A 14,948-nucleotide genomic window follows, 5' to 3' on the forward strand; every position below is an offset into this window, starting at 1 on the left:
GGTTCACCATTTATATAGCAATTATCGTGCCAACTTTGATTGTTCGTTATTTTGTCAATGGAGGAAATCCTTATCCGAAGGATCTTAATAATGTTCTATCATTAAAATAATTCTTTCACTTCGCTCAAGATAAACAACTTTGAGTCAAAACCACCTAAATCCCCTTATTTTTATAACATTCACGAGTCGTTTTCAACTCACTTTTTCTTTTGGTTTGAAACACAGCGCCCTTTATAGTACAATGACTTTGAATTATAAATTTAAACTTGAAGAATAGAGGTCGGAATGTATTTATGGAGAACACGGAATTTCGTCACTGTAAAGAATACTTGGAATATTTGGATAGCCTTGGATCGGATTTTTATCTTGAAATTCTTGAGAATAGCCACAACGAAGTATATGTTACTGACAAAGAAGGCAAAATCATTTACGTCAATCCAAAATCCATCAGCAACTACGGCCTAAAGCCTGAAGATTTGATAGGTAAATATAACTCCGACATCTTTAAAGGAAAGTGGAATCCTGAAGTGATCCCCATGTGTCTGGAAAAAAAGAGAACCATTTTTGCAGAACAGACATATCTTTTGACAGGGAAAACCATCGCTACAATAGTTACACCCATTTTTGACAAAGAAGGCGAGATCAAGTACATTTCCTGCATCGTACAGGAACCTCTGTCCCAGTACGATATTAGCTATAAGAACTTAAAAGCAGAATATTTTGAAAAGAAAAACCTGGAAAAGTCAGAAAGCAAAAGTAAATTTGAACACGAAATAATTTCTTACGATTATGACTTCTGCAAAATTCTGGTTCACTTGAAGCGAATTGCAGACTCTTCGATCCCAGTGCTTATTTTAGGAGAATCCGGAACCGGAAAGAGTCTTTTGGCGGGATATATACACGAAAACAGCTCTCGTAAAGATAATCCCTTCATAACCATAAATTGTTCTGCAATACCTGAGAATCTGTTGGAATCTGAGCTGTTCGGCTACGCACCCTACGCATTTACCGGAGCCAACCCCAAAGGAAAGATCGGTTTGGTTCAATTGGCTCACACCGGCACTTTGTTTTTAGATGAAATAGGAGATCTTGCTCCCAGTTTGCAAGCAAAATTACTTGACGTACTGGAAAACAAGCGTTTCATTCCTGTAGGCGGAAACGAAATGAAATACGTGGACATCCGAATCATAACGGCAACTAATAAAGACTTGAAAAAATTGGTGGCAGAAAACAAATTCAGGGAAGATCTATTTTGGCGCATCAGTGTCAGCACTTCTACGATCCCCCCTTTGAGAGACAGAAAAGATGACATACTACCCTTATTTTCATTTTTTCTTAAAAAGAACGGTGCAAAATACGGAAAGATCAAAGACTTCTCGGCAAGTGTTATCGAAGTTATGATTCAGTACGACTGGCCCGGCAATATCAGGCAGTTAAAAAATCTGGTGGAGCTAATTTACATCACAGCCAGCGGAAATTTAATAACTACAAATCATCTGCCCGAATATGTTTTTGACGACAATAAAAGAGTTGAAAACTCCAGTTCCTCATCATACGATGGTATCATGTCAAGCATGGAAAGATCCGTAATAAGGCATTATTACAAAAAGAACCCCAATAGCCGTTCTCTGGCCAAATCTCTAAACTTGAGCCAGACTAAAGCAAACAGATTGATCAATATCCACTGCAAGGATTTGGTGGGTAAAAAATAACATTGATCGAACAATTGCTAATCAACTGCATTTTTTGTAGTTGATTATTTTTTTAGCTGGTATAAAAATTAACATAAATTCTTAAATATTGATATTTATTTGTGATAAAATAGTTAATGTTGCATTTAAATTCGTACTGAATGGAGGGACATATGGCTTTCAAAGACTTAAAAGAATTTATGGACGAACTTAACAAAAGAGGAGAGCTGCATATTGTTGACTTGTCGGTTTCATCCTACTTGGAAATAACCGAGATAACAGATCGCATTTCAAAATCCTACGGTCCGGCGTTATTGTTCAAAAAAGTGGAGAACTCACCCTATCCTGTTTTGATCAACGCAATGGGCACATATAAGCGTATGAGTCTTGGGCTGGGAGCCGATTCTTTGGACGAGATCGGCAGCAAGATGGAAAAATATTTGAATTTTAAACGATATTTTTCTATCAAAGGATTGATAAGCAGCATTCCAATGTTTTTTCAACTTTTACACGTTTTTCCTTCAAAAAGTAAAAGAACGGGGCCTTGTCAGGAAGTCATTGACAATGAGGTGGACCTGTCCACATTGCCTGTATTGCATTGCTGGCCCGAAGATGCAGGACCCTTTTTCACTCTTCCACTGGTATTTACCAAGGATAGAGATAATAAAACACAAAATGTGGGCATGTACAGAATGCAGGTTTTGGACAAAACAACTACGGGCATGCATTGGCACAAGCATAAAGACGGCTCAAGGATTTATCAAAGCTATGCAACGCACAACGAAAAGATGCCTGTATCTGTAGCATTGGGTTGCGATCCCGCCATAACCTACGCTTCTACTGCCCCACTCCCTAAAGATTTGGATGAAATGATGCTTGCAGGATGGCTTAGAAAATCCAGGGTTAAGATGGTAAAAAGTCGAACCAATGATATTTATGTGCCCGCCGATGCTGAATTCGTTTTGGAAGGCTATATTGACCCAAACGAAGACTTGGTACTGGAAGGTCCTTTTGGAGATCACACTGGCTATTATTCCCTGGCAGATTTTTATCCTAAATTCCACGTGACCTGCATCACACATAAAAAAGAACCGATTTATCCGGCCACCGTAGTCGGAAAACCACCGATGGAAGATTGTTACATGGCAAAGGCAACGGAAAGGATATTTCTTCCCATATTAAAAATGCAAATGCCTGAGTTGGTAGATTTGAACCTACCTTTGGAGGGAGTTTTTCATAATTGTGCCATAATCTCCATAAAAAACAATTATCCCGGTTGCGCCCACAAAATGATGAATGCCATTTGGGGCATGGGACAAATGATGTATACAAAAATGATAGTGATCGTAGATGAGCACGTGGATGTACAAAACATCCGGGAGGTTTCGGATGAAGTACTTAAAAATGTAGTCGCCAGCGAAAATCTGATCCTTTCAAAGGGTCCTCTGGATGCCTTGGATCATTCGTCGAACGAATCTCTGTTTGGGACCAGGTTGGGAATAGATGCAACTTCTTCCGACAAAAGCAGAAGTGCTCCAGCTTCATACAAGATATTATCTGCCAATAAAACTGCTCCGTTTCAAGGGATCGAGATCTTAAAAGAAGCCATGGCCGCCGGTTCTGATGATTTCTTCATTTTGGTAGACTCAGACGTGAATACCTCAGATTTATCTACGGTTATGTGGAAAGTCTTCAACAACATCGATGCACAGCGCGACTTGGTAATAAATAACGGCAAATTCGGTATCGATGCAACGAAGAAGCTTAAAGAAGAAGGACTGAAACGTCCTTGGCCAAACGACATAGTAATGTCTGAGGAAGTAAAGGAAACAGTTTCTAAAAGGTGGGAATCATATGGTTTTAAATAGTATCATCAAGAAAATTCAAGATTACGGCATACTCGTCATGTTTTCTCATACCATTTTTTCCTTGAGCTTTGCCTTCGTTTCAATGCTGGCAGCGTCAAACGGTCTTTTGGAGGCAAGACTTTTTTTCTGGATTTTAGTATGCTTTATGGCCGCACGTACAGGAGCAAACGCCATAAACAGGGTCATAGATTCAAAATTTGATGCTCTGAATCCCAGAACAAACGGACGTCAAATCCCCCAGGGAACAATGGACCCAAGGGAAGTAGTTGTTTTTTCATCGATCTGCTTTGTCATATTACTTATCGGAGCTTATCAAATCAATTGGATCTGCTTTATATTGTCACCAATAGCCTTGTTTTTATTAGCCACCTATTCGTATACTAAACGGTTCACATACCTCTGTCACTTATACCTTGGTCTGACAAGTGCTTGTGCGCCCGTCGGGGCGTGGTTGGCAGTGACTGGTCGTATCAGTTTGATCCCAATAATCCTTGGTCTGGCAAATATGTTGTGGGTGGCCGGATTCGATATAATTTATGGTGCGCAGGATGTTGAATTTGACCGCAATAACGGTTTGAACTCGATCCCGGCAAAATTCGGGGTGAAGCGTGGATTGGAAATAAGCAGGGCTTTTCATTTCACAACCTTGATATTATTATCAATTATTGGTTCTTTGATCAACGATTTCGGAATAATATATTTTATCGGCATCGGCGTGATCGCCATGTTGTTTTTCCAAGAATACAGAATGGTCTCGCCAAATAATCTTAAAAACGTAAACATAGCCTCGTACAGCATCAACCAGTTGGTTAGCTTGGCCTTATTGGTGTTTGCGTCTATCGATATCTATTTATAGGGGGCAAAACAGTGAAAAAGATCATAGTGGGTCTTACAGGAGCAAGCGGAAGCATCTATTTTTCGAGAGTAATGGATTTATTGATGGATTTTGATTTGACCATACATGTCATTTCTACAAAAACCGGAAGTGAAGTTTTTGAATTTGAAACTAAAAATAAGCTTATGGACAAACTCACCTTGTGGAATAAAGGACGGGCGACAGTTCTTCTGGAAGATAACGAAGATCTGTTTTCAAAAGTCGCCAGCGGCAGTTATCGGTCTGATGCAATGGTGATAGTTCCATGTTCCATGTCGACTCTGGGAGAGATTTCGAACGGAATAACCAAGAACCTGTTGACTCGGGCGGCAGATGTAATGATCAAAGAAAAGAGACCGCTGATCTTAGTCCCTCGGGAAACACCTTTATCGAGCATACATTTAAAAAACATGAGTATTTTGTCTGATTTGGGCGCTACGGTACTGGCAGCCATGCCCGGATTTTACGGCCACCCCCAGACACTACAGGATATAGTTGACTTTATGGCCGGAAAAATTTTGGACGCTTTGAAAATAGACAATGAAATTTATAAAAGATGGGAAGGAAAATTAAAATGAAAAATAAATTTACATGGTTTTTTATGATATTGATTTTAGTTGCATTAATGGTTTCAGGATGTGCAGGAGAAGATACCAATGCATCTGGATCTGAAGGATCGGACCTTGTGGAACCAACCACAATTAACATTGGCATGATGTCTTCTTCCGACGTCATTCCCTACGTTTTGATCAATGAATTGAAACTATACGAAGATTATGATTTTAAACTGAATTTGGAAGTATTCATGTCTGCAATCGATCGCGATGCTGCATTTCAGGCAGGAGAACTGGATGGTGTATTGACTGACTACATAGGGGTCACCATGTATCAAAATGCCGATTTTGACGTAAAAATAACCGGGATCACCGATGGTGATTACATCCTTATGGCAGGCAAAGACACCGGTATCCAATCCTTGGATCAACTTAAAGATAAGTCCATTGCAATTTCCCAAAATACACTTATAGACTACAGCTTGGATTACATCTTGACTGAATCAGGCATCGACCTGGACAGTATAGAACGTGAGGTAGTGGCAAGGATCCCGGACAGATTGGAGCTGCTAAGAAACGGCCAGATCGATTTGGGCTTGATGCCCGAACCCTTTGCCACATTGGGTCTGAATAGTGGAGCAATTTATTTAAAAAGTGCAAACGATGTTGGTCTTTATCCAGCTGTTTCAGCATTTTCACAAAAAGCTCTTGATGAGAAAGAGGCGGCTATTCGCCAGTTATACCAAGCATATAATCGTGCAGTTGAATACATGAACTCAACACCTTTGTCCGAGTACGAAGCAATAGTCATAGAAGCGGTTCGATATCCTGAAGAGATGATCGGCCAGGTAGAAATCGATGAATTCAGACAAAGCCAGTTGCCCGATAAAGATGCCGTGGAAAAAGCAATCGCCTGGTCCATAGAACGTGGCCTGACCAAATCTGATCTTACATACGATGACATTGTTTATGATGTCTATGAATAATGGAACAATTTAAACTTTATTTGAGTGATCTGAACCTGTCATACAAAAGCAAGGATCTTTCAGTACCGGTTATCGAAAATTTAAATTTGACTTTGACAAGCGGGCGCATAACGGTCATCCTCGGACCATCAGGCTGTGGAAAAAGCACCCTGATAAATGCATTGGCGGGCAATCATCCCTTGGATGGTGGATCCATTACATTTGAATCCGGCAAAAACCGCATTCCCTTGCACCCTCAAACTCAACGAATTGGAATAATTCCCCAAAACTACGGTCTGCTTCCATGGAAAACCGTTGAAGACAATTGCGAGCTGTTACTGAAAATAAAGAATCTGGAAATAGATGAAAAACGTTCGGAATTTCTCGGTGAACTGTACGAGCGTCTTGAAATATCCTCTCTTTTAAAACGCTTTCCCAAGTCATTAAGTGGAGGGCAAGCTCAGCGGGTAGCAATCGCCAGAGCTTTTGCTCTCCAACCGGAGGTGTTGTTGATGGACGAACCTTTTTCAGCACTTGACGCCATAACTAGGGAAAATGCCCGTGAAATTTTTCTAAAGGAATGGGAAAAAAACAAACCAATCGCCCTTTTAGTAACTCACAGCATCGAAGAAGCATTGTATTTGGGCAATGAAATCATCGTTATGAAAAGTCCAAAGGGTCATGTGGGGTTTCGAATGGATAATCCATACTTTGGCGCTTATTCAAAAGAGTCAAAGTATCTTGAAACTGTTGATAAATTGCGAAATATGTTGAGAAACCCACAAAAGAAGGAGCTCGATGACCATGTTTAAAGAAAAAAATCAACAATATCGACTTTTTCTTTTTGGATTCTTAACGACGAACTTCATTTGGTTCCTTTTCTCCCTGATTTACAATACTTCTATAATTCCTGATCCTATTGAGGTTTATAGAAGGATACCAGTTCTTCTAGGCGATGGTATAGCCGTCCACATCGGATATAGTCTGTTTAGAATTGGCACTGGGATACTACTGGCTTTGCTTGTAGGAGTTCCCACAGGAATTTCAATGGCATACTCCACTCGAATTCAGCGCTATTTGTACCCGTTTATCTACTTTAGCTATCCAATACCCAAGACCGCCCTTCTTCCTGTAGCGATGCTCTTGATGGGTATGCGGGACGGATCCAAAATAAGTATTATTTTTTTGATACTGGTTTTTCAAGTAGTGGTCTCTGTAAGGGACAGTGTTGAACAAATCGACATCACCACTTATCAAGTGATTCGAAGTGCCGGAGCCACTCGCAGAGATGTCGTAAGACACGTTACTTTGCCTGCCATTTTGCCCAATCTGTTGACATCCATCAGGATTTCTTTGGGCACTGCCTTGTCTGTCTTGTTTTTCATAGAGGGATATGGAACCAAATTTGGTATGGGATACTATATCTTGGATGCATGGTCTAGAATCAATTACATTCAAATGTATTTGGGGATCTTAGTCTTGGCACTTGTAGGTTTTCTGTTGTTTTTAATGATGGATCTGTTGGAATCCTATTTATGTGTTTGGAATAAAAATTAACACAAAGGGATGTCTCCTTAACTGGAAACATCCCTTTAATTTACTCTATATCACTGACCGAGTTAATTTTTTCCTTCATCTTCATTGCTTACAAGGGCTTCATCTTGGACCGCTGCAGTTATGGCTTCATTCAAGAAATGAGCTTCCTCAACTTCCCGCAATCTTTTTCTGACTGCCTCTTCAACTTCGTATTCCTGGCTAAATCCTACATTCAAAGAATAAATCAAAAGCAAAAGTATTATAGCAAATGGAAGTCCGGTCAATACCGAAGCTGTCTGCAAAGCCGAAAGCCCTCCACCCATAAGAAGTGTTGCAGCTACTACCCCTTCCATTACTGCCCAGAAAACTCTTTGTGGCACAGGTGAGTCCAACTTGCCACCTGACGTAAGATGATCGACTACCAATGACCCTGAGTCTGATGAGGTAACGAAAAAAACCGTAACAAGGATAATTCCTATAACTGAGAGAAACTGGGTCCAAGGCAGATACTCAAGCATTGAAAAAAGCGCTATGGATACATCCTTAGACACTGCTGAAGCTATGTCCCCTATCCCATTGGTCTGAAGGTAAATGGCTGTTCCACCAAAAACGCTCATCCAAAGAAAAGATAAAAGAGAAGGTATCAATAAAACTCCCAGCACAAATTCTCTGACTGTCCTGCCTTTTGATATACGTGCTATGAACATTCCCACAAAGGGTGACCAGGAGATCCACCATGCCCAGTAAAATATAGTCCAGGCACCCTGCCAATTGGTATCCCGAAAGGTTTCAGTCCAAAGACTCATTTCCATTAGATTAGAAAGATAATACCCGATGTTTTGAGTAAATCCGCTTAAAATATATACTGTTGGACCTACTATAAGTATAAAAAACATGAAAACTCCCGCCAAGATCATGTTGATCTCGCTAAGGCGTTTTACTCCTCCATCCAGGCCCATAACTACTGAAGTCGTGGCTAATCCGGTTATTCCTATGATCAATGCTACTTGTACTCCTGTACTGATATTTATGCCGAACAGATAATTCAGACCTGCGTTGATCTGAGCTACCCCCAATCCCAAGGATGTTGCCAAACCAGTCAACGTTGCCAAAACCGACAATACGTCGATCAGATTGCCCCAAAATCCATAGATCTTATTTCCAATCAGCGGATAAAAAACCGATCTTATAGTCAAGGGCAATCCTCTGTTAAATGCAAAAAATGCCAATCCAAGACCAACTACCGAATATATTGCCCAAGGGTGGATCCCCCAATGGAAAAATGTAGTTGCCATTGCAGCCTGAACTGCTCTTGGTGATGCAGGGTCAATATTTCCAAACATGGGCGAAGGTGTTAGCAAATGACTTATAGGCTCCCCTACACTCCAAAATAGAAGGCCGATACCCATCCCTGCACTAAGCAACATTGCGTACCATCCAAACTTGCTAAATTCAGGTTGGGCGTCATTTCCCCCAAGTTTAATGTTTCCAAACTTGCCAAAGGCAAAGTACAATGCAGCAATTATAAAAACATTAGCCGCAAAGATAAAGAACCAACCTGCATTTTTAGTGATCCCATCCATCAATCCCGCAAAGGATTTTTCCGCCAATTCAGGATATAACAAAGTCAATGAAATGAAAACAACAAGTAAAACTGCTGATATCAAAGTTACCTGGGGATGAATGTCAAATCCAAATCCTGTCCAGTTGTTCTCCCCTGGCTCCTGTCTGCCTGCCTTGTCAAATAGTGACGTTGTAGGCCTGATTTGCAGCCCCTTGAATGGCTGTCTGTTTTTGATGGCTTTCTTTCTGGCTTCAATTTCCGCTTTTCTCAATTTATTGGCCAATTCCCGTTTGGAGTCCAATTTTCTTTGTCTCTCATCGTCCATAAATATTCCTCCCGCTTAGTTATTTTCCGTATTAAATATAGACTTTATACCCCTTCATTATTCTGCAAAACCGATATAACTCCGGTTATGCTTGAATTAAGATATTTTTTTGCCCACCTGCACCAAACCCTATAATTTTAACCTTTTGATGCCTCTTCTGTCAAATAACCATGGCCATATCATGTCTAATATCTATCTTCGCCAATGACTTTGTCATTTTTAAAATCCTCACCAAATATTTATTTTAATTTCATTTGATTTTACAATCACACTTATCTATAATTTAGATAAGTTACTTAAACGAGGAGGCCTATCCGTGTTAAAAGAATTCGTTGAGAATCTCGAAATGAATCAAATACGTAAAGAAGTGGATAAATTGCTGGCTGAAGGCGTCCATCCGAAAGAGATCCAGAGGCAGCTGCTGGAAGGCTTAAAGGAAATCGGCAAGAAGTACGAAAGCGGCGAATGTTTTATCGGCGATTTGATCGTCTCCGGTATGATGATGAAAGAGATCCTTTCCATGGATCAGATGAAGACCTTGCTGTATGAAGTCGACAAAACCTACACCGGCAAAGTCATTCTGGGCACCGTTAGTGAAGACATACACGATATCGGAAAAGACATAATGAAGGAGTTCTTGAGTGCCGAAGGTTTTGAAGTCCTGGATCTGGGTGTTGATGTATCACCGGAAAAGTTCTTGGAAGCCATTAGGACATTCAAGCCCGATATAGTAGGCATAAGCTTTATTTTAACTACCTGCCTCAACAATGTATTTAAAACTATTTCCGCCATCGAGAATTCCGGTCTGCGCGATAGTTTGAAGATAATCGTTGGTGGAGCGGCTATTAGTAAAAAATATTCCGCCATCAAAGGTGCCGATGCCTATACGGACGATGCCTACGAAGGTTTGAAAATCTGTGAAACCTGGATGCTTAGCAAGCAACTCCAATCCTAGATGGGGGAACTGACATGACAAAAGTACTTTATCTTTCTGTAGTCGAAGACATAAAAAAGAAAATAATCGCAGCTCAACTCAAACCGGGCGATATGCTAAAATCCGAATCCGAGCTTATGAAGGAATACAACGTTAGCAGGATGACTTTGAGAAAAAGCCTTTCCCTTCTGTCAAATGAAGGATATATTTACTCGATTCCGGGCAAGGGGAATTTTGTATGTCAACCGGATACGGACGTGTTCCAGTTCCGCTTTGATGATTACAGCAGCTTTATTCCACAAGTGGAAGATATCGAGTTGTTATCAGTTACTGTAGAAAATCCTGAACCTGCATCATCAACTTACGAAATTTTTAAAGACCGGCAACTTATAAGGATAGACCGTCTGATTTTGAGCGAACAAATCCCCGTAGCTTTGGAAATCGTATATACTCCTTACATTCCCAATAAACCGGTAGTTGAAGACAAGCTACATTTCGCCAACTATTCAAAAGCGATAGAAACAAAATATGCTTTTGCCCTTAAAAAGACACTCAAAATCACTTTTAACAATTCAGATGAGTATGTCTCCAAAAAATTGAATATCGATGAATTTTCAGAAGTTGCAAAACTTGAAAAAATGATCGTCAACAAGGAAACAAGTGTGCCTCTCACTTTTTCCATCTTGTACCTTAAAAAAGAGTATTTTTCCCTCACTGCAACCACACCCGAAGATGATTCCAGCAAAAAAATATTTTAAAGCACATTATTTTGTAAATATGATGTGCTTTTTATTTTTATATACGTATTGACTTTTACAATTAATGATGTTATTCTTGATTTAACTTATACGTACAAGTACAGATTAAAGAGGTGATAACTTTGAGCAAAGTATTTTTGGTATCAGGCTTTCTTGGTTCCGGCAAGACTACATTCATAATAAAGCTAATGAAGTATCTTTCCAAAAAAAATTTAAAGGTCGCTTTGATCGTCAACGAACTGGGAGAGATAGGCATAGACAATCAATTTATGACCCAACTCGGTTACAATGTCTGGGAACTCTTCGGCGGATGCATATGTTGCACTCTTTCATCTAATCTTGAGACCACTCTACAAGAACTGGAAGAGAATTATCAGCCCGATATAATTCTGGTTGAACCAAGCGGTGCTGCCGAACCAAAATCCATTTACGATTCTTTCTTGAACTTGGACATACCGGTTGAAAATATCCACAACTTTCTTATCCTTGATCCTACCAGGATAGACATGTTTGTTGAGATTTTGACGCCCCTGCTCACATCCAGTTTGAACATATCCGATACTGTCTTGATAAACAAGTTGGACTTGGCTGAAGAATCTGAAATCGAAAGATGCAAAAGCGTAATATCGAAAGCGGACAAAGATCTAACTGCATTTTTTCTAGATTTTCATAATGAAGATTATCCTGAAAAATTCAGAACCTTCATCGATCGATTGGTTCTTCCGGGAGGTGAATAAATGTATCAGTCGGAATTCAATCCTGTCACCATTGAAATGCAAATGACCCTCAGTGAAGAAGCCAGCTTAAATCATTGGGCTGAGATCAGCAGGTACTACTTCAACGCCTACGCACAAGAAATCACTAAAGGAGAAAAAATATATATCGGTCATATAAAGGTCTTTGCAACTGTAAATGAAAGTTCATATTTCAAGCTCAGCATTTTTAAACCCACTATCCCTGCTGAAGTAGACATTCAAGGAGACGCATGGACTTCAAAACTTTCCCTCCTGGTGAATTCATTCGTCTATGGGATCGATGAAGAAACAACAATGAAAGTATTGGAATCAGTTTCAGAAAAAATGGAAAAGGAATTTATGGTCAAAACCAAATTTACATTAAAACCGGTTCATATGCATGGTCATCACCACCATGAGCACGACCACTAAATAAAATGCCAAAAAGGAGGCTTTCCATGATATTTATTGGAGAGAAGATCAACGGAACCAGAAGCATCATAAAGGATGCCATTATTGAACGAAATTCAGAGTACATCAAATCAATAGCTGTCTCACAGGCGGAATCGGGCGCAGATTACATAGACATCAATGCTGGAACAGACCCAGACAGAGAAACCGAAGATCTATTGTGGTTGATCGATATGGTCCAGTCTGTGGTTGATACACCCATATGCATCGACAGTTCCACTCCCGGTGCAATCAAGGAAGCCATAAAAAAAGTAAATAAAACACCCATGATCAACTCCATTAACGGAGATCCTAAAAGATTGGAAGATTTTCTTCCATTCATCAAAGAAAAAAATTGCTCGGTCATAGCTTTGGCTCTTGACGAATCAAAATCCGGAATGCCAAAGACTGTTGAAGAAAGATTGACTGTTCTGGAATCTATATTTAAAGCCACCAGAAAAATTGGAATAGATGACGATAAAATTTATATAGATCCTTTGATAATGTCTGTAGCCACTGATCAAAGTGCTGGAATCGTTGCCTTTGACTGCATAAGACAGATACACGAAGCTTATCCAAAAGCTCATATCACCGGGGGACTTAGCAATATATCCTTTGGACTCCCCAACAGGGCCTTGATAAACAGGACATTTTTAACTCTTGCAGTTGCAGCCGGCATGGACAGCGCAGTAGTGAATCCTTCAAACACAGCATTGATAGAGTCTCTATACGCCACAGAATTGCTCCTTGGGAGAGACAAATTTTGCAGGAAGTATACGGTAGCTTCGAAAAACGGTTTTACAGTTAAAAAGTGATCTTTATGCAACAAAACATATGGATGAAAAATTTGAGGAGGTAATGAATATGAGTATTGCTGAAATGTTGGCAAATTTGGAAGACGAAGCGGTGATGGCAGAAGTCAAGAAACAAATATCTGACGGTGTGGAACCTATGAAAATTTTCGAAGCCTGTCAGGAAGGCATGAACATCGTAGGTAAAAAGTTTCAGGACGGAGAATATTTCGTATCAGACCTTATGATGTCCAGTGCTATCTTTAAGGATGTCAGTGATGTTATCAAACCCCTTCTTGGAACTGAAGGAGAAGCTACTATTGGCAAAGTGGTCCTTGGAACCGTTGAAGGCGACATCCACGATATCGGCAAAGACCTTGTACACGCTATGCTTAGCGCCGGTAACTTTGAAGTTATAGATGTTGGTATAGATGCACCTGTAGACGCATTTGTAAATGCCCTAAAAGAAAATCCTGATGCAAAAGTCCTTGCTCTTTCCTGCCTGCTCACTACATGTTACGATTCCTTGAAAGCTACTGTTGAAGCGGTAAAAGAGGCTGGACTTACTGATGTTAAAATAATGATCGGCGGCGGACCTGTAGATCAGAGCGTGGTAGATTTCAGCGGCGCTGATACTTATGGAGAAACTGCCCAGGATGCAGTTTTTATAGCAAAGGAGTTGATGTAGATGCAAACAAATAAATTATATGATGAAAGGCTGGAACTTTACAAAAAAACCATTAAATTCGAAAATGAGAGACCTTCCACAGCATATGGCGGTCCTGCTACTCCAGCCGCTCACATGGGAATGACCATCAAAGACTATATTTTTGATACGAAACGTGGCTTCAAGGCATATATAGACTACATAAATCTTCTCAACAACGAAGCTCCTGTGGATGTCATCAACACACCTTATGCTGGATTATTCCACATCCCCATCTCCATGATGTGGCTTTCCAAGGTAAAAGCTCCCGGCATAGAGTTACCCGACAACTCACTGTGGCAGGTAATGGAAAAAGAGATGATGAAGGTAGAAGATTATGACAAGATCCTGGAACAGGGTTGGGCTGAATTTCAACAAGAATTTCTTCCCAAAGTATTGGACATGAAAGATCTTCAGAAATTCATCGAATACCAAATGGCTGAAGGTCCGGAACAGGCAAAAGCCATGATAGACAATAGCTATCCACTAGTTAACTCTATGGGATTTACTCCTCCCTTTGAAGCACTTTGTGGCGCCCGTTCCATGACCAAGTTCTTCATGGATTGCTACAAGTTGCTTGATAAAATAAAGGATGTACAAGACGTTATGTTCCCAGTGCAAATCGAAGGCGCACTACAGGCGATGAAACAGTCTAATGCAATAGGCGGCTGGGTCGGAGGATGGCGTGGAGCTTCAGGTATGGTATCTCCAAAAATCTGGGATACTCTGGTATGGCCTTACATGAAGAAAGCCGGAGATAAATTGTTGGAAAACGGATTTATTCCCATATTCCACCTGGATCAAAATTGGGATAGGGACATTGAAAGGTTCCTTGAAATGCCTCGTCAATCTTGCATCCTAAATACTGACGGAATGACCGATCTGAAGAGAGCAAGAAAACTTTTGGGAGACCATGTGGCATTTATGGGCGACGTTCCCGCTCCCCTTCTTTCAAACGGCACACCTGAAACAGTTTCCGATTATGTTAAGGAATTGCTGGACAGTGTAGGACCAAAAGGAATGATGATAACTTCCGGATGCGACACTCCTGCCAATGCAAAATTTGAGAACGTTGTCGCAATGTATAAAACTGCAGTAGATTATAAGTAACCCCAGACAATTTGATCGATCCATCATAATAGAGCCGGTTATCAACTGGCTCTTGCTTGTTCAAAAGTTAGTTATTGACCATGAATGC

Annotated in this window: 15 protein-coding genes; 14 read left to right on the plus strand and 1 reads right to left on the minus strand. The window is 40.3% G+C overall.

Translation table 11 applies throughout. The features are described 5' to 3' along the window. Nucleotides 1-293: 293 nt before the first annotated feature. The 7 genes from IWB18_RS00800 (at nucleotide 294) to IWB18_RS00830 (ending at nucleotide 7,509) form a co-directional block, all read left to right on the plus strand. Nucleotides 294-1,712 (plus strand): sigma-54 interaction domain-containing protein, encoded by a 1,419-nt coding sequence (locus IWB18_RS00800; RefSeq protein ID WP_195681676.1) that lies wholly within the window; start codon nucleotides 294-296, stop codon nucleotides 1,710-1,712. Between the two features lie 152 nt (nucleotides 1,713-1,864). Further along, nucleotides 1,865-3,559 (plus strand): menaquinone biosynthesis decarboxylase, encoded by a 1,695-nt coding sequence (locus IWB18_RS00805; RefSeq protein ID WP_195681677.1) that lies wholly within the window; start codon nucleotides 1,865-1,867, stop codon nucleotides 3,557-3,559. Further along, the gene (locus IWB18_RS00810; protein WP_195681678.1) at nucleotides 3,546-4,415 is read left to right on the plus strand and encodes a 4-hydroxybenzoate octaprenyltransferase; all 870 of its coding nucleotides are present in this window, start codon (nucleotides 3,546-3,548) and stop codon (nucleotides 4,413-4,415) included. The genes IWB18_RS00805 and IWB18_RS00810 overlap by 14 nt, the downstream gene beginning before the upstream one ends. Nucleotides 4,416-4,426: 11 nt before the next feature. Beyond that, nucleotides 4,427-5,011 (plus strand): UbiX family flavin prenyltransferase, encoded by a 585-nt coding sequence (locus IWB18_RS00815; protein WP_195681679.1) that lies wholly within the window; start codon nucleotides 4,427-4,429, stop codon nucleotides 5,009-5,011. After that, on the plus strand, nucleotides 5,008-5,973 hold the full coding sequence (locus tag IWB18_RS00820) for an ABC transporter substrate-binding protein (protein ID WP_195681680.1): 966 nt from the start codon (nucleotides 5,008-5,010) through the stop codon (nucleotides 5,971-5,973). The genes IWB18_RS00815 and IWB18_RS00820 overlap by 4 nt, the downstream gene beginning before the upstream one ends. Continuing rightward, entirely contained in the window at nucleotides 5,973-6,764 is a 792-nt protein-coding gene (locus IWB18_RS00825; RefSeq protein WP_195681681.1) for an ABC transporter ATP-binding protein, read from the plus strand. Before IWB18_RS00820 ends, IWB18_RS00825 begins: the two co-directional genes overlap by 1 nt. After that, entirely contained in the window at nucleotides 6,751-7,509 is a 759-nt protein-coding gene (locus IWB18_RS00830; protein WP_225877717.1) for an ABC transporter permease, read from the plus strand. The genes IWB18_RS00825 and IWB18_RS00830 overlap by 14 nt, the downstream gene beginning before the upstream one ends. A 62-nt stretch (nucleotides 7,510-7,571) precedes the next feature. On the opposite strand, the gene IWB18_RS00835 is transcribed toward IWB18_RS00830, so the two are convergent. Next, nucleotides 7,572-9,377, minus strand: a complete 1,806-nt coding sequence (locus IWB18_RS00835; RefSeq protein ID WP_195681682.1) for a BCCT family transporter — start codon at nucleotides 9,375-9,377, stop codon at nucleotides 7,572-7,574. Between the two features lie 316 nt (nucleotides 9,378-9,693). Between IWB18_RS00835 and IWB18_RS00840 the strand changes: the two genes are divergently transcribed. From IWB18_RS00840 to IWB18_RS00870, 7 genes are all read left to right on the plus strand, one after another. Continuing rightward, nucleotides 9,694-10,332: a cobalamin B12-binding domain-containing protein gene (locus IWB18_RS00840; protein WP_332310640.1), complete on the plus strand. Its 639-nt coding sequence runs from the start codon at nucleotides 9,694-9,696 to the stop codon at nucleotides 10,330-10,332. A 14-nt stretch (nucleotides 10,333-10,346) separates the two neighbouring features. Beyond that, complete coding sequence (locus tag IWB18_RS00845) at nucleotides 10,347-11,069, plus strand: GntR family transcriptional regulator (RefSeq protein ID WP_195681683.1); 723 nt, start codon at nucleotides 10,347-10,349, stop codon at nucleotides 11,067-11,069. Between the two features lie 122 nt (nucleotides 11,070-11,191). Further along, nucleotides 11,192-11,806: a GTP-binding protein gene (locus tag IWB18_RS00850; RefSeq protein ID WP_195681684.1), complete on the plus strand. Its 615-nt coding sequence runs from the start codon at nucleotides 11,192-11,194 to the stop codon at nucleotides 11,804-11,806. Further along, nucleotides 11,807-12,235, plus strand: a complete 429-nt coding sequence (locus IWB18_RS00855; RefSeq protein WP_195681685.1) for a hypothetical protein — start codon at nucleotides 11,807-11,809, stop codon at nucleotides 12,233-12,235. A 26-nt stretch (nucleotides 12,236-12,261) separates the two neighbouring features. Then, entirely contained in the window at nucleotides 12,262-13,068 is an 807-nt protein-coding gene (locus tag IWB18_RS00860) for a dihydropteroate synthase (protein WP_195681686.1), read from the plus strand. A 49-nt stretch (nucleotides 13,069-13,117) separates the two neighbouring features. Continuing rightward, nucleotides 13,118-13,732, plus strand: a complete 615-nt coding sequence (locus IWB18_RS00865) for a cobalamin B12-binding domain-containing protein (protein ID WP_225877718.1) — start codon at nucleotides 13,118-13,120, stop codon at nucleotides 13,730-13,732. After that, nucleotides 13,733-14,860 (plus strand): uroporphyrinogen decarboxylase family protein, encoded by a 1,128-nt coding sequence (locus IWB18_RS00870; RefSeq protein ID WP_195681688.1) that lies wholly within the window; start codon nucleotides 13,733-13,735, stop codon nucleotides 14,858-14,860. It abuts the gene before it with no gap. Nucleotides 14,861-14,948: the final 88 nt, after the last annotated feature.

The organism is Alkalibacter mobilis, from assembly GCF_015594845.1.
Lineage (GTDB): Bacteria > Bacillota > Clostridia > Eubacteriales > Alkalibacteraceae > Alkalibacter > Alkalibacter mobilis.